The organism is Paenibacillus alba, from assembly GCF_013204855.1.
Lineage (GTDB): Bacteria > Bacillota > Bacilli > Paenibacillales > NBRC-103111 > Paenibacillus_E > Paenibacillus_E alba.
Genome location: NZ_JABMKZ010000058.1, coordinates 1 through 15,823, shown reverse-complemented (window position 1 = coordinate 15,823; position 15,823 = coordinate 1). Strand labels below are relative to the sequence as shown.

Here is a 15,823-nt window from a genome sequence, read left to right as displayed (position 1 = left end):
ATCAGCATTGAAAAGCAGGGTCGAATTTACATACAGCCATCTTTTCCATATTCCCTGATTATTGCTACTGTAATGTTTTTTCCCCAACTGCCATATACAATTGTCTAATAATCGAATGATTATTATTTTTCAACATATTTCTCCAATCGATTAATATCTCTCCTAAATCCTTGCTTGATAAAACCCCTTCTTGCACCAACTTAGAAGGTATGCCCAATCCCTCTGATTTAAAAAACTTTTCATCTCCATCTACTTCACTATGTGCATTTATTATTTCGAAATCTATGTTGACGAACCCACCTTTTTTTAATAGACTTGGCAGTTCCCTTCCTATTTTGGGATTCCCGCCTTCAGAATAACGAGACTGGCAGTAGGCATCATAAAGTTTTCTTAACTTAGGAATATGGGGGCAAGTCATTAAATGCATTTCGAAGTCATTATCGATAAAAATTGCTTTTCCACCAGGTTTTAGTATTCTATGGATTTCTCTTATAGCATTTAGCGGGTCAGGCAAATGTTCCAAAACTAGACGGGTTATAGCTAAATCAAAGTTATTATTCTTCAATCCTGTTTCCATTATGGATTTTTTAATCACTTTTACATTTTCAATTTTTTTATTCTTAAAATAGTTTTTGGCATAATTGACTAAGACAGAATCAATTTCAACAGCTGTGACTTGTATATTGGGGAAGCTCTCTTTGACTTTTTCGATAACAAAGCCAGGACCGGATCCCAGTTCAACTAACGAAATGCCATCCCGTAATCCAAACTCTATATATCGCTTTAATTCCTTTCTCCAAAACAATTCAACCTGGCCTTTTAATCTTTCGATTTCATTTTCTACATTGCTAGCAATTTTCGTTACTTGATATGATCCAGTGTTCACTCTGAATCCCCCCTAATTGTTTCGTCCGCGGATATTTTCTGTATAAAATGAAGGATCACCTCTGCAGCCTTATACCAGTTGGCATCCAACATCATGTCATGACTTAAGTTAGGAAGAATTATGGGTTTAACTTTATAAAACATTGCAGTAGATTTGCAGGTTCTTACTGTAAAAATTTTATCTTTATTTGATCCCAAAACGAGAATCGGGATGTCCGTGACCATTGTCTTTGGAACAATTCGTTTAAGAAGGCCTAACATCACTTTTCGGGATTCGGGCTGCATTTGTTGAACAAAGTGTTCCAATCTTTCTCTAGAAATTTCGTTCGATAGAAACAAGTCTGATGGATAAGGTACATTTTGGCCTTTATTAAATGAATTCAACTGAGCGCACTTACCGTAATGTCTAATCAAGAGTTTTAAATAATCATTTAACATTCCGAATGGCGAAACAGATGCCAGTAAAACAACTGCCTTTATCTTGTTCGGACAACTATTTAAAATCTTTTGCGCTATTGCCCCCCCCATTGAATGGCCTATTAAAACAGGTTGTATTTTCAGTTGATTTATAGTTGAAATCACATCTCTCACATAGTCATCTAAAGAAAATGAATTAATCTTCTCGCCCCCCTCACTTTTACCGTGACCACGATAGCTTACCGCATAAGAAGGGTACCCATTTTTAGAAAAATAAGGAAGGAAATGTTCCTCCCAACACCATGCCCCATGATTTGTCCCGTGTAAAAAGAGTAATGAAGGTGTTTTGGAATCTGTTTCCGGTATGAACTTCAAATTTTCTAACCACACCTTCGTTTTCACCCTTTCATAAACATTGTTACTTTATAATTAAGATATTCCGCAGTCTCTAACATTATTTTCTCCCCAATTGTATCGACATGTCTTTCTTTCCAATCTTCCAACTTCGTCCCTTTAACCCACTGGTTGAAAGCTCCTAACGCCGGGCCGCAATGAACTTGAAAATCCACTTTGCTTTCTTCTTTACCCTCTAATGCAAGCTGTGTCGTATAAGCAAAATACCATTTAAATATTAAAGCCATTTTCAATTTAGGGTCTGCTTCTGCCTTTTGAAGTTCACTTTCCGGTTTATATTTTTGTACTTCTTCAAACACCTTTTCAAAGCTACGTTTAAAATATCTGTCCTCCAATTGGGACTTTGTTTGTTTATCGAGCTCACTTATTGAATTGTATCTACGATATAGTTCGAATAATTTGTTGGCCCGAGCAGGGAAGAACACCCCCCTCTTCAACACTTGTACTTTTGCTCCCAATTCAAACATATCCCCGGCAGGGGCATACTCCGTATCCTGAACATTTATTTGCTGCAGCATTTCTTTTACAGCATCACTTGTCCCTGCCTCTACAGTACATTGGTTAATTGAACCAGTAAGTATAAAATCAGCACCTAATATAAATGCAGCTGCAGCCGAACTTGGGGTTCCTATTCCACCCGCAGATCCGACCCTTACAATCTTTTTATATCCATATTTATCCATCATATCATCACGTAACCTAATCATTGCGGGCATTAGAGTATATGCTATTCCACCGTCGGTATGGCCTCCGGAATCTGCTTCTACACATATATCGTCAGCAATCGGTACTGTCACTAATAACTCGGCTTCATCTTTTGTGATTTTGTTTAAAGATAATAATTTTTCTACAATTCTATTTGGCGCAGGCATTAAGAAACTTTCAGCCACCTCAGGCCTGGATACTTTCGCGATAATTTTATTGTTCGCAACAACATTTCCAAATGCATCTTTTTTCAGACCTTTCGCACGATACATTACTAAGGCGGGAGTAATAGTGACAAAAGCGGCAGCTTCTATTACCTTAATTCCATATTTCAAATAAAGTTGTATAATTTTTTCTTCATGTTCCAAATCATACGGGTGGTGTATAAAATTCATTCCATACGCTTGATTTTGAGTCAGGCTGTTTTGAATTCGAATTACTGCTTTCTCAATATCCTGTAACCTTTTACCTCCGGTCCCATAAAACCCCATCATTCCTGCCTTGCCCATTTGTATAACTAATTCCTCAGATGAAATGCCCCTGTACATCCCGCCACTTAAATAAGCATACTTTAAATTGTAATCCTTTTTGAATTCAGAACTACCCAAATCAGTTGGCACGATTTTTTGTGTTTCAGCTGTTTTTATATGATTATCCGCCTCATTTGATGTTTGGCCGCCTTTGTTCACATAAAAACTAGGTACTGGTCTTGTGTCCGTTCTTTCTACCTTCCCATCACCCCAGTTCTCTTCATTTACAATAAGAGGTTCTGCTTCTGCTTGGATTCTACGAATTAACGATTTTAGAACGTTCCCTGGCCCAACCTCCACGAATTCCATATTCCCTCTTCCCATCAAATAGCAGATACTGTCTGTCCAATTCACTGATGAGGTAAGCTGAGAAACTAATGTTTCTTTTAATTTTGAATCCACGTACGGGCGAGCAAAAACGTTTGAGATTACAGGTATTTGTAATGGAGAAAATTTGAATCCATTTATGAATATTTCAAACTCCCTCATCGCATCACTCATATATCTTGAATGAAATGCCCCACTGACATTTAATACAGAAAATAGTTGTACCTTCTCGTTTGCCTCGAAAATGGACTTCGCTCTATTTATCAACTCTTTGTTACCTGCAATAACAATTTGTTTCGGACTGTTTAAATTTGCAATATCAATACCATCAAAATGGTTCTCGCTCAAGATATTATCGACTTGCTCCTTTGTTAATCCAATGACAGCGGCCATACCTCCTCCTTTGACCCTCTGCATAAGTTCGCCTCTTTTTTTTACTATTTTTAGTCCAGACTCAAAATCAAAAGCTCCGGCAGCAAACAATGCATTATATTCGCCAAGACTATGTCCCGCAACATAATCAGGTTTTCTTCCAGTCTCATTCAGTTTTTTCAAATAGCTTAATGCATTTACCGTATATATGGCTGGTTGCGTATATTGCGTTTGATTTAACCGTGCACCAGAGACCTCCAAACAAAGTTCTTTTACTGAAAAGCCTAATATATCATCCGCATTTTTCTCTAATTCTTTAAACTCCTCAAACAGGTTGGTTCCCATGCCTATATATTGAGATCCCTGTCCTGGAAAAACGTATGTTAGCATTTCATTCCCTCCCAATTCATAATTAATCTTAATCATTGATCCACTATCGCGATTAACGTCTATAACATCCATAAAACAAAAAAAGAGGCTCTGATTGACAGCCCCCGACAAAAGTAAACCTATTTAAAGTTCCAAAAAAATAGATTCAATAATTTTTTGATGCATCTGAATATCATCTATATTTAGTTTTAATTTCTTAGGAAATGTTATCGAACAAATATATCCCATTGAAACTACGGAAACTGAGCAAAACTGCGAAAAATTCTCAAAACAGCTATGATATACTGCACTATGCTGAGTGAGTTCTTTTACCTCTAATAATTCCAACGGGAGTGTTAAACCCGTTTTTAGAACTTTTGATAGAGATTCTTTTATGGTCCAAAACATGAACAGTATATCTTCCTCAGAATTAAACTTCTTCAATATATCCATTTCCTTAGGCGTAAGACTGCTCTTAAGAAATACAAACTTGGATGGATCTATTTTCTCTATGTCTATCCCCATTAATAACTCATCAGGAAAAGCTATTGCTACACCTAAATCATTACAATGACTTATACTAATTTGAACATTTCTAATGGAATCACTGATAATATACGGTTGATTAATAATCCCATTATGAATGGCTATTTTTCTAAAATCCTCTTCTGCTGAAAATTCTGAAACAGCCAATTTTCCTGCATATCTTCCCACAACATAACTATTCATTCTTCTTTCGTATTTAATTTCATCGAATTTATTTTGTTCACTCTTGTGAAAATGCCACTTTATCATTTCTTTTGCATTACCATCTTTTATTTTACAAATTCCAAACGAACAACGATATTTTCCATCAGTTGATTCCAGTATTAAAGGCCCTGAATATGTTAGGGCGTATACCAAATTTTTGAGATCATGATTATGCATTACATCCAAGATATCACCACCATAGATAATAAAAAAGTTTGCAGCTTACTAGAAAGAGAGAGAAAGAACCCTGATCTGGTAAGCTACAAACTGTACAAGGACATCCAAGAATATGGGCATAGCAAGTTAATACACTTCTTGTCGAGGTGTATTTATGTTCAAACCTGACCGCTTCGCCAGTCTGACATGCCGAAACATTATCAGAATAACTAAGCTTTTTTACAATATATACCATACGTTTTATAATGTCAATATATTATAATACCTCCTATTTTTCGACATTTATTTCATTAAAATCAAATTTTCATTGCAAATAGAGTGATATATACATATAATTCCATTGTAATATATATTTTATATATTTTCTTGATTGAGCATTTTGCATAAATCGGAGCCCAAGTGTTGTAAGGATTTCCGGGCACAAAAAAGGGACTTCACCCCAACTTTGCGAAGTTTTCAAGCGACTAAACCCAAAAACGACCAAGGAAGTGAAGTCACTTGTATATTCTCCAAGAAAGTCTATCTTTCTTCGAGGAACTGTAAAAACTCGAATCAAAAAATCGATTACCGATCTTCTTCAGCTCTCTTAACCTACGTCCTTATGCTAAGGAATTGAAAAGTCGCTCACCTCGAGACACTGACGGGCATTGCAGACAAGGGATCATTCGTGCCCTGCTTGTAGCACCACTCAATAATATCGATACGTTCACTGGTTTGCATCACCGCTTAGATGTCGACTTTTGTTTCCATTATCAATGTAGCCTTAGTCTTGAACCTGAAGCTCCTTCGATCTCAGCGTTAAGCCGTTTCTTTGCTGAGTTGACGAAAAAAAGACTTAGCTAAGCGTCTCTTCGAAGATCTCGTTGCTCGATGTAAACAAGAAAGGATCATGCATGGGAAGCCACGTAGCAATTGACAGTGCCGCCATCCACGCTTACGAGAAGAAGCAGCCAAAACGAAAAAGCGAATTAACCGAAAATGCCCACTGGGGGCAAAGTTTGACTCCTTCGGCAATAAGGTCAAATGGTTCGGATACAAGCTTTATTTCGCCATAGACACCGTAAGTGAACTGCCTATGGCACTCGTGGTTACAGTCGACCATGTCAATGACGGCGATAAAGATTCTGAATTGATGGAACAAGTAACTGCCAGCACCAAAGTGGATTTCTTAATCCTGGACGCCGGCTATGACCAACTCAAAAATTATGAGGCGGCAAGAAACGTAAAGGCACAGGCCATTATTCCGATTAACCTTCGTAACGAAAAGGCCCCTCCAGCCGATTTGACATCTAACGGTACGCCATGCTGCTCCATGGGGTTTTCCATGACGAATTGGCGGGCAGATGGCGATTATATTAATTTCCGTTGTCCCCATGCCACGGGTAAGTTGGATTGCCCGCTCGGTATGGCTGCTTGTTTAACTTCCAACTATGGGATGGTTGTAAAGCTGGATTCGAAAAGCGATTTGCGCCGCTATTCAAGTCCCCATCGAGCTTCGAAACACTGGAATGAACTGTACAACGAAAGGACAAGTGTGGAACGCTGTAATTCTCGGATGAAAACCTACTTAACAGCGGATGACCTGCACGTATGGGGGAATCGCAAGGTAACGACTCATCAATACCTGAATGCGATCGTACTGCTGGCTTCAGCGCTTGCGATGGCTCGGAAGTCGAATAACACTGCGGCATAAAAACATCTAATACAAACAAAAATTCTGTAGATCTGTCTATTTGTGTATTTATTGCCGGCTCAAGAAAAAATAGATGGATTCTGAGCCTTAGATTCTGCATTCTAAATTTGTAATATGGAATTTTGCAAAATGCACGATTTAATAATATAAACTCAGAAGGTGATTTTATGGACTGGTATGTTCTTTTTGTGGAGACAGGTAAAGAGGAGATCACCAAAGATTTTATTAATAAAAAATTATCAAAAAGTAACATTCGATGCATTATTCCAAAAAGAAAAGTACCTGAAAAAAAGCAAGGTATTACATACCATTGCATCAAATTGATGTTTCCTGGTTATGTACTAATTGAGTTAAAATTAGATTACAAAATATATTACCAACTAAAAGAGATTCCAACATTAATTAGACTTCTAAATTATAATTCGCCAAAGTACTACTATACGCCAGATGAAGACGAAGGTTTTGACGAATCTGATTGTTTTAAGAAAATTAATTCTAAAGAAATGCAATTCTTAATAAAATTAATCGGTGATGAAGGGATTCTTGATTATTCAGAATTATTTATTGAAAATTCAAATGTTACCGTACTTTCTGGTCCTTTAAAAAACCGTGAGGGGATCATTAAGAGAGTTGATAAACATAAGAATAGAGCGAAAGTCGAGTTTAATTTTTTAGATAGAGTATGTATATTGGACGTTGGAGTCCAGATATTATATACAAAAGATGATCGCTTGTAATAATGCAAGCTTATGCTGTACTAATGCTCAATTTCACGGACTCCACCCCCTATCTCTAGGCTCAGATCAAGCTGCCAATCTAGGATGTAACGGAAATACCAGTCCATGATGTCACACAACCCATGTTTCGTTTGGAAATACATGCCCAAACTCAACATCTGATCTGAATGTGCTTTAGCATATTTCGTGGCATTTAAGAGTTTTTGAAGTGGCACTCCGGGTATGATATAATTCATTAGGATGTTGAAATTTTGGGTAAATTTAGTAATCTAACTTTATTCACGTAATTAATTGAAGTAGATTCTCTTAGCATAGCTATGTTAATTGACTTTTTCGGCGTATCATAGAATATTTCTTCAATCACAATTTTGCACCGGAGCAAACGTTATCGGTGATTCGTCTGTCTTGTAAGCAAATCCTACTCTAGTGTAGACAAGTAAACTTTTTAGGCTCTTCACTCTACCGGGTGTGTATGAGAGCCTACATCGATTCGTAACCCTTTCCGCCATTAAGAGATTTTCAGATGTTGAAACAGCCCTCAAGGAGAGTGCTTTGACCGCTGTTTCAACATCTGAAGCCGGGTAAGAAGGCGGAAAGAGATATGATACTCGACGTGCCGCAAGCGTCGGAAAACGAAGCTTGTTCGCGGTCATATAGACCCATACAATCAAGTTTTCTACGGGTATCCCCTTGCTTTTCGTTTGACTGGTTGCAGCTGACCGTTACTTCCTTCAAGCAAACCATTCGTCATCTTGCAATGAAACCAACGGAGGCTGCCTTCCTCATCTTGCTTTATGGTTTTGGACACTTTCATCATAGGGGCAAGTTGTGAACGAGTCGCACAGCTGATCTATTGACGATGATACACATAAGCGAGTATATGCGGTATTGTACAGAAGTTCTGCATCACTAGCTTTAAGCGATACTTACAATCGGTTTGCAGATTCTTTCCTTGAGCCGCATCAAGGTTTCTTTCTGCTCTGCCTTGAGATACTCTTCGTTTTTCAGCCATATGTACTTAGTTCGTTTCAGTTAGGGCTTCTGCTTTTGTTCCTGAATCCGTACTTCGTCGACCGCTTCACCAACCAGCTTCATCACATTAATTTTTTTAAATGTGATCTCGGCTCCCTGAAAGAATTCTTCGATGCCACGGATAAAAGACGGCGACATATCACATCCTATTTCCTTGATTTGCTCGGCTGGAATGTTCTTTTCAGCTAGAGGAACATGGAATCGCTCCAGAGTATCCATGCCTTTTCCTTCCGTCGCGAATAAAACGGTTTTCCGGTCAACATCGACGAACAAGGTAATATACCGAGGTCCGCGTCTGGAAGAGGTTTCACCAAGGGCGATCCGTTTCACGGCCCAATAAGTCCAGTTCTGACATGGTTTTATCCCTGCTTTCGAAGCTCTCGGGCTGTTGAATTAAGGGGCATTTCAGCCATTAATCACTTGGCCAACGCTTCGAACAGCATGGTGAAATTGAGAGAGCTACCTGGCCAATTTTACTTGTACTTGCGTCACTTTTCTGAAATTCTGGCATGCATATAAGTTTTCCACTCCCAGAAATACAAATGCCGCCAATCTTTCGGTTCTGTATCATGAGATTTACAGGCTTTCCCGCACAAGGGGCAAGCGGGTACAGCTCCACGTTCGACGACAAGAAGCAAATGCTAGGCTTGTTCTTTGTTGTCGAATTCAACAAAGGCCAACTTCCATTTTTTTTAATTACGATGCAGCTTTAACATTTCTACTAGATATATTGTCCTTACTGCTAAAATGAAGTTCACATCGTCAATCCGCTCCTATCCTATTAACATATCATTAAGAAGTATTGACTATTTTTCTATAATGTAGACTTTAACCATGCACTATAACGAGGAAGCATTTTTTATGTCTTAGAATTTTCCGAAAATTTTTTTTTTAGAAAAAACAATAAGCAAGTCAATTAAAATTATTGGGGGAAATCACCATGCGAATTGCCATTGATATTATGGGAGGGGACTTTGCCCCTAAAATGAACGTTGAAGGAGCAATTTTAGCGGCTAAAGAACTAAAAGATGTGGAACTAATATTAGTTGGCGATGAAAATCAAGCCAAGCCTTATTTGAAAGAGAATCTTCCTAATATCCAATTGTTTCATACTTCTGAAATTATTACAGCACATGATGATCCTGTTAGTTCAGTGCGACGGAAAAAAAAATCTTCGTTAGTTATCGCAGGAAACCTTATTCGGGAAGGTAAAGCAGATGCTATGGTTTCCGCGGGCAATACAGGTGCTTTAGTTGCGATGGGAATACTTATTATAGGTAGATTACAAGAAATTGAACGCCCCGCACTTGCACAGTTAATACCCACTTATGACGGAAATGATGTCCTCATATTAGATCTAGGAGCAAATATTGATGCCAAACCTGAAAATCTTATTCAATACGCTAAAATGGGAAGTTTATATGTGAATAAAATGAAGGGGGTAACTAATCCAAAGATTGGCCTTCTTAATGTTGGAACTGAAAAAGGCAAAGGGAATGAGTTGATTAGGACCACATTTAACATGTTACTTAAAGAAGAAATAAATTTTATTGGTAACGTTGAAGCAAGAGATGTTTTAAAAGGACATTGTGATGTAATAATTTGTGATGCCTTTAGCGGAAATATACTTTTGAAATCTTTCGAAGGTGTTATTGAAACGTTCTTCTCATTACTCAAAGAGCAAGTTAATAAGAATATGATAACAAAAATAGCTATGCTAACTTTGTTACCTACTCTCAGAGATTTCAAGAAAAAGATGGACTATAGAGAGTTTGGTGGCGCTCCCCTCTTGGGGATTAACGGAGTGTGTATCAAGAGCCATGGATCTTCAAACTCAACTGCTATTAAGAATGCAATTATTCAAGCCCAAAAGTTGGTCGTAAACAATTACATAAATTTCATTAAATAAATCGCCTTGAACAGCTCGATGGTTTGGGTTCCGAACAAATATTCTAATTATTCCCATTTTATTTCTATTAGGAATAAACATGCCTTGTTCTCAAGCTTCGAACTTATTCGATATATACCGTAAATTAAAATGCCTATAAATAAACTTTCGACAGACTGATAATATTCACTGGCAAGAATTAATCCGGTTCCCCATCATATGAATATGACACTTAATATTTTTAATATAAGCTATTCATTTTTATACAACCATTCCATCACCTACTGTATCTTATGTCGATATGCATTACTTTCTTGCTGTGCCCTGAGCATCCAGTCGTAGCGGAGCCTTATATCCCTCTCCATAAAGATTTCATCTGGATCGGCTTCAGTCAGTTGCGACATACTCAATTGATTGATCATCAGCATATTTCGAACTAGTTAATCTAAAGGCAGCAGAAAAATTATTAGGTTTTGCCCATTCTCCCATAAAGCACCTCTCTTCAAAGTGAAAATGTGTACATTTCATTTTATCAATCGTCCAATTCACATTGGGCGGTTTTTATATCTTCATTTTTACCACATCAAAAAAAAGAAATAAACATCCAAATGTAATTTGATAGGAACCCTTCCCACTATGGCACACAATAGCACAACAAACACGGTTGATTTTATAACCAAAAAGCGGGTTAAGTATAATGGCCTTGTTCCCCGATATTATGTTGAAAACAACCACGAGGCTTTTATCCCGTTTGAAATTTTCATGCAGGTGCAAGTAGAATCGATCAGACGCCGCGTCGTGCATACCAAAAACTGCAGCTTCGCCCAGATGATTATTAGTGGCAACTAAGGCGAGGTGCTCCGCCGGAGGAAATCTACCATCTGCGCGAGCAGAAGCAAAAGGTTCAAGTAGAAAACGCAGGTCGGGACGAGCTTCGCAATCGAATCGCCGACATGAGCGCATTTCTACAGGAGCAGCCCACCACCATTACCAAATACGACGAGCAACTGGTCAGGCGGCTGATTGAGAAAGTCACGGTTCCACGGGGACAAGTTCACCGTAGAATTCAAGTACGGCGTGACGGTGGATGTAGAAGGATAACGATAAAGCAAGCAAGGCACTCTACGAAGTTTGGGCGTAGGGTGCCTTGCTTTATTTGGCTGAGAAACGTTCAACTCTTTATATTTAGCTTTATTGTTACGAGCAAACGCCTTTGTTTTTGTTAATCTCTTTTCTGATTTCGTAATCACCTTCCGCATCCATATATATACTAATCTTCTCCATTTGTATATCTTTTTCAAATTTATCGGTTAATTTCCCTGAAATTCTATCTTTCTTATAAAGATCGAGTATATCCTGCTTTATATTAAAAGTCCTAGCTCCCGAAGAATTGCTAATTTTAATGTTTACCTGTACGGGTTTTACTAAAACCCAATAACCATTTCGGGATTCTTTGATATAGTAGCCCTGTTTTAGATACTTCTCAATAGAACTCCTTTTTCCTTGTTTCTCAATAGTATCTGATGGCTCGTACTTTACATAAATAACACTACATTTTTCCATGGCATTACACTCCAGTCTCTTATTTTTTCATTATCACTAAGCCACAGTGTTGAAGCTTGATTCTAATGTAAATAAGTTAAGTGTTATTGCCAAAGGAAATATCTCATTCAGGGGTTGTCCAGTGGTGGAGTCCTCTGAGTTCATTAATTCTTCTCAGTTCCCGAATTGTTTTATCATTCGCCCACTCATCGTTGCAATACAACTTTCGCAGCACATCCCATTTATCATTAGAGATAGCATTTTCTGTAAATTTTATTATATTTTTATAATCGTCATCATCTACTAATGGCATAAGGTAATATGCAGCTGACAATCTTATTATATCCTTGAACATAAAAAATTCTCGTGGATCATCAAGGTTGAGTATCTCCTTTGCTTTTTTTACAAGAGTTTTAAATTTCTCATTATCTGATATAGCAGCACTGATTTTGTTAAGTTCTTTTCCCGCATCAGTTTCTGGCTTAATTTCAAAATCATACATTTGTGCTGCTGCCCAAAGTGCTGGATAACTAAGTTTTTCATCATCACTTAGATCTTCATACTTTTCACCATGCATCTTCAAACCTAAGAGTTGAATAATGAATTGTGCCAGCCCATCGGCTTGAAGCATGTTCTTCTTATACTCACCATCAGCACTTTCATCGAAAGCGCGCCCATAAACTAATTTTGACGAAGAAATACGCGTCTCCTGCTTCATAAAAATTCGATTTAGTTCAATCAAAGTGTCAAGTGTTTTCTCCATCAACTTATACCGCAATACTTCATCTGAATGAAACAGATTTTGCATTAATATTAAAATTTGCCTATTAATGCTCTCCGATAGCAGACACTCCAATTTAGCATTCATAAACGCTGGATTTGATTCGATTATTTTTAAATCTTTTTCAGACATATAAGTTTCAAGATTAACTACTAGATCACTGTACAATTCTTCTCTCGTACTGAGCTTTCTGTCGTTTTTATTGTCAAGCAAATATCTAGAATCTATTAATGGAAGAATAAACCCTTGGTATTCTGGCTGGATTAAATACATAGCTTCATTGTTATCTCTAGAAACCTGAAAATCTGTAACTTTTAAGATCCCAGCACTTAAATCACATATTTTATTGATTAGCCTCCTAATTGTTTTCCCGCTAAATGTAACACCCCTTCTAGAATACTTTGTAAGGTAAGCCGCAATTTCGTCAGCATTAATTGCCTCTTTACCAATTCTCCCCTTAATAATATCCGGGTCTATTTCATATGGATTCGAATTTAGATTGTTATGATAATCAGATTGCCTTCCTATATTCAACACCTCCAAAAATCAAATCACAAAAATATCGCCTAATAGGGTGCACGTCTAATCTACTCTCTCATAAGAGCCTTACATCTAACCTTTTCTGTCAGCAAGCAATGACATCTAATCCACTCTGTATGCCGCTCAATCCACCCAGTTACATGTTCCTGCGGGTAATAAAAAGGGATTTTAGAGCCACCAGATTCCAACCCGTAAACCCCAAAATCCCTTACCTACAAGGCTTTTAAGCCCGTGACATCCATACCTCGCACTTAACATGGGCGGGTTTCGTAATTTATTGATTTTGCCGTTTGATTGATAAAATCAACTTCATACTGCCGCTCACCGTATTTTTTTCATTGTCAGTAATATAGGAGTGTTGTTCGATCATGTGTTCAGTTAAAATCAAGGCCGTATTACCCTGTATATCAAGAATGCGCCAATGATACCTGCCAAATGGCAAGATGAGCCGATATTAAAGTCCCTCATTCTCTTTCTCCTCGTCCCCTTACTTTTTCGAATCAGGGCGCCGCGGATTGACCATGCCAAAGATATGATACGGTGTTATCCCATTTGCAAATAGGCTATCTACCAACTTGACCAATTCTTCCGATGATAGATCTTTGCCGTTGCGTATCCAAAGGCGAAACATAGATATTAATGTTGATATGTAAAACTCAATTATGTATGGTGCTAAGACATCATTTGTTGGAAAGTCCACAATCAATCTCTCAAAGGGAATTTCTCTTTTCAGGCGTTCAACAAAATGAACAGAACCATAGTCGCCCAAGAGGGCTTTAAGAACTGAAATTTCCTCTGCATTTTCCAAGCATTGAAGTGCATCTTGTAAAGTATGTGTAGAAAACTCTCTGCCTGCCATTTCCTCGTTAATGGATTTCAAGACACGCTCTTCAACGCAGTCCAACAACTCATAGATATCCGTAAAGTATTGATAAAATGTACTGCGATTATATCCTGATTGGTTAGCAATCTCTTGAATGGATATTTTTTCAATTGGTTTTTGGCTATATAAATCACAGAATACATTTATAAATGTTTGCCTTGTTTTGTCCGTAATTTCAGGTTGCTTATTCATTATGATCTCATTATTGTGAGTGTCAACACGGAACAACTTCCAGAAGCAGCACAATTACTATCGACTGCTGCTGGAAACACCCCTGTCCTAATATTCAATAACGTTTGGCAAGATTTGAAATCATCGATCTCACCATTATCTATGAACAATGTTGTCTTTGGGTTCCCAGGAGGAGGCGGCGGCATCACGGACAATAGGCTTAGAGGTGGCTTTTTGAAAATGCTATTTCTGGAAAAACCACGGGTAGGCACTGAACAGATTAACAACAAGGTCAAAGAACTATTTGAAAGTGCCCATTTTAAAATTAGTTGGATAAAGGATATGCAAAACTGGCTATGGAATCACTTTGCCATGAATGCGGCTATAGAGACCGAGGTGTTAAAACTGGGAAGTTTTCCAGCACTCATGAATCATAGTGACTCATTCGCAAATGTTGGTAAGAATATGAGAGGAATTATCCCTGTACTTAAAGCAAGAGGTGCAAAGATTGATACGATTTCTCTACTGTTAACTAAGATTCCACCAGCACTTCTCGGTACGCTTTTTAACAAGGTTATTTTTGCAAAGGGCAGCTTACCACGACTTTTCATCGAATACAACAATACTAAAGCAGGTTTTGCGGTACTTGAAGTTGTGAGAGAAGCAAAAAAGTTAGGTATACCTTTACCACGTCTTACTGTGGCATTTGAAAACAATGAACAACACAAAGCTATTGAAAATTCCATATCATAAAAATTTGCAGGATCCTCTGTCATCATGCGGATAATTTTGGCCTTAGATTCTATTTTGTTCCAAGCCTTTCCTTCATTGAGCTTAGCTTTTGATTATCGTGGTATGCACCCGCCCGTATCACAGCGTTAATACCATGAAGATTTTGTACGCTTTCTATAGGGTTGGCGTCCAGATGGACCAAATCGGCGTTTCTGCCAGTATCCACGGTCCCCCTATCATTCATCCGGTCCAGAAATCCAGCCCCTTTCAGGGTTGTCATCTGAAGAACATGAAGCGGCGGGATACCGGCCTTCTCCAACTCGTCAAATTCCTAGTGGAGCGAATAGCCTGCCGTGTTCCAGCTGTCTCCGGAGCCCCCGTCTGTGCCCGTCATCATCTTGATGTTTATGATCAAATAGAAATAAGGAACTCCTACGCTTCGACGCCTCACACGAAGCGCTGGCGTAAGAGTTACCATCCGTTGCTCGTTTATGAAGGGCAGTCGAGAACCTTCCTGAATGCCTCGCTTGCAGTCCTTTCACGTCAATGAAATTGACCTGTCTTGATATTGTTCGGATGAACATCAACTCTACTAATGATTATATAAAACTATTCTCCATCCGACGAACGGAAGCCTCATCAAATGCCCTGCGCTGAATTAATTACTTTGGTTATAACAAATATAGCCCGAACTTTAGAAACTTCGGGCAAAGTAGCTATTTATTAAAGCAGGTAAATGTGGCTCCAAAACACTACTCCTAACCAACAACACACAGCACTCCACATGTGTCGAGTAGGTGAAAGGGATATCATGGTTTTCAAGTAACGTGATTTATTAAATGAGCAATTTCTTTTACTCTCTCCATTGTAATTCCTTC

At 38.1% G+C, this 15,823-nt stretch carries 15 protein-coding genes and 1 pseudogene; 5 read left to right on the top strand and 11 right to left on the bottom strand.

Annotated elements, in window-relative coordinates:
- Positions 1-64 precede the first annotated feature (64 nt).
- The 4 genes from HQN90_RS36025 to HQN90_RS36010 all read right to left on the bottom strand — a co-directional run bounded on the left by HQN90_RS36025 (position 65) and on the right by HQN90_RS36010 (position 4,946).
- Positions 65-886, bottom strand: coding sequence for a methyltransferase domain-containing protein (locus HQN90_RS36025; RefSeq protein WP_173227652.1), 822 nt, complete (start codon positions 884-886; stop codon positions 65-67).
- Positions 883-1,692, bottom strand: coding sequence for an alpha/beta fold hydrolase (locus HQN90_RS36020; RefSeq protein WP_173227651.1), 810 nt, complete (start codon positions 1,690-1,692; stop codon positions 883-885). The genes HQN90_RS36025 and HQN90_RS36020 overlap by 4 nt, the downstream gene beginning before the upstream one ends.
- Before the next feature lie 8 nt (positions 1,693-1,700).
- Positions 1,701-4,040 (bottom strand): ACP S-malonyltransferase, encoded by a 2,340-nt coding sequence (gene fabD / locus HQN90_RS36015; protein ID WP_173227650.1) that lies wholly within the window; start codon positions 4,038-4,040, stop codon positions 1,701-1,703.
- A gap of 123 nt (positions 4,041-4,163) precedes the next feature.
- Positions 4,164-4,946: a 4'-phosphopantetheinyl transferase family protein gene (locus HQN90_RS36010; protein ID WP_246362990.1), complete on the bottom strand. Its 783-nt coding sequence runs from the start codon at positions 4,944-4,946 to the stop codon at positions 4,164-4,166.
- A 498-nt stretch (positions 4,947-5,444) separates the two neighbouring features.
- Here HQN90_RS36010 and HQN90_RS40090 point away from each other — a divergent pair.
- Positions 5,445-6,639, top strand: a pseudogene (locus HQN90_RS40090) (transposase).
- 167 nt (positions 6,640-6,806) lie between these two features.
- Entirely contained in the window at positions 6,807-7,376 is a 570-nt protein-coding gene (gene loaP, locus HQN90_RS36000; protein ID WP_173227648.1) for an antiterminator LoaP, read from the top strand.
- Between the two features lie 676 nt (positions 7,377-8,052).
- On the opposite strand, the gene HQN90_RS40085 is transcribed toward loaP, so the two are convergent.
- Together HQN90_RS40085 and HQN90_RS35990 are read right to left on the bottom strand one after the other, a co-directional pair.
- Positions 8,053-8,226, bottom strand: a complete 174-nt coding sequence (locus HQN90_RS40085; protein WP_420851108.1) for a transposase — start codon at positions 8,224-8,226, stop codon at positions 8,053-8,055.
- A 182-nt stretch (positions 8,227-8,408) separates the two neighbouring features.
- Positions 8,409-8,738 (bottom strand): transposase, encoded by a 330-nt coding sequence (locus HQN90_RS35990; protein ID WP_173227646.1) that lies wholly within the window; start codon positions 8,736-8,738, stop codon positions 8,409-8,411.
- A 610-nt stretch (positions 8,739-9,348) separates the two neighbouring features.
- Here HQN90_RS35990 and plsX point away from each other — a divergent pair.
- Both plsX and HQN90_RS38400 read left to right on the top strand, forming a co-directional pair.
- Positions 9,349-10,317, top strand: a complete 969-nt coding sequence (gene plsX, locus HQN90_RS35980; RefSeq protein ID WP_173227644.1) for a phosphate acyltransferase PlsX — start codon at positions 9,349-9,351, stop codon at positions 10,315-10,317.
- 615 nt (positions 10,318-10,932) lie between these two features.
- Complete coding sequence (locus HQN90_RS38400; protein ID WP_216855556.1) at positions 10,933-11,145, top strand: hypothetical protein; 213 nt, start codon at positions 10,933-10,935, stop codon at positions 11,143-11,145.
- A gap of 348 nt (positions 11,146-11,493) precedes the next feature.
- On the opposite strand, the gene HQN90_RS35970 is transcribed toward HQN90_RS38400, so the two are convergent.
- From HQN90_RS35970 to HQN90_RS35960, 3 genes are all read right to left on the bottom strand, one after another.
- On the bottom strand, positions 11,494-11,859 hold the full coding sequence (locus HQN90_RS35970; RefSeq protein ID WP_173227643.1) for a hypothetical protein: 366 nt from the start codon (positions 11,857-11,859) through the stop codon (positions 11,494-11,496).
- A 103-nt stretch (positions 11,860-11,962) separates the two neighbouring features.
- Positions 11,963-13,153 carry a hypothetical protein gene (locus tag HQN90_RS35965; protein ID WP_173227642.1) on the bottom strand — a complete coding sequence of 397 codons (1,191 nt, stop codon included), beginning with the start codon at positions 13,151-13,153 and terminating at the stop codon, positions 11,963-11,965.
- Positions 13,154-13,646: 493 nt separating this feature from the next.
- Positions 13,647-14,234, bottom strand: coding sequence for a TetR/AcrR family transcriptional regulator (locus tag HQN90_RS35960; RefSeq protein WP_173227641.1), 588 nt, complete (start codon positions 14,232-14,234; stop codon positions 13,647-13,649).
- Positions 14,235-14,249: 15 nt separating this feature from the next.
- Between HQN90_RS35960 and HQN90_RS35955 the strand changes: the two genes are divergently transcribed.
- Positions 14,250-14,966, top strand: coding sequence for a ketopantoate reductase family protein (locus tag HQN90_RS35955; RefSeq protein ID WP_246362988.1), 717 nt, complete (start codon positions 14,250-14,252; stop codon positions 14,964-14,966).
- Between the two features lie 49 nt (positions 14,967-15,015).
- Here the strand turns inward: HQN90_RS35955 and HQN90_RS40080 are convergent, their stop codons facing one another.
- Positions 15,016-15,264: an amidohydrolase family protein gene (locus HQN90_RS40080; RefSeq protein ID WP_173227640.1), complete on the bottom strand. Its 249-nt coding sequence runs from the start codon at positions 15,262-15,264 to the stop codon at positions 15,016-15,018.
- A 12-nt stretch (positions 15,265-15,276) separates the two neighbouring features.
- On the bottom strand, positions 15,277-15,423 hold the full coding sequence (locus tag HQN90_RS35945) for a hypothetical protein (protein WP_173227639.1): 147 nt from the start codon (positions 15,421-15,423) through the stop codon (positions 15,277-15,279).
- Positions 15,424-15,823 lie beyond the last annotated feature (400 nt).

Excerpts from the sequence above, each read along its gene's own strand:
- HQN90_RS38400 (WP_216855556.1), top strand. The coding sequence starts at position 10,933 with ATGGCACACAATAGCACAACAAACACGGTTGATTTTATAACCAAAAAG.
- HQN90_RS35970 (WP_173227643.1), bottom strand. The coding sequence starts at position 11,859 with ATGGAAAAATGTAGTGTTATTTATGTAAAGTACGAGCCATCAGATACT.
- HQN90_RS35945 (WP_173227639.1), bottom strand. The coding sequence starts at position 15,423 with ATGGTAACTCTTACGCCAGCGCTTCGTGTGAGGCGTCGAAGCGTAGGA.
- fabD (WP_173227650.1), bottom strand. The coding sequence starts at position 4,040 with ATGCTAACATACGTTTTTCCAGGACAGGGATCTCAATATATAGGCATG.
- plsX (WP_173227644.1), top strand. The coding sequence starts at position 9,349 with ATGCGAATTGCCATTGATATTATGGGAGGGGACTTTGCCCCTAAAATG.
- HQN90_RS35960 (WP_173227641.1), bottom strand. The coding sequence starts at position 14,234 with ATGAATAAGCAACCTGAAATTACGGACAAAACAAGGCAAACATTTATA.
- HQN90_RS36010 (WP_246362990.1), bottom strand. The coding sequence starts at position 4,946 with ATGCATAATCATGATCTCAAAAATTTGGTATACGCCCTAACATATTCA.
- loaP (WP_173227648.1), top strand. The coding sequence starts at position 6,807 with ATGGACTGGTATGTTCTTTTTGTGGAGACAGGTAAAGAGGAGATCACC.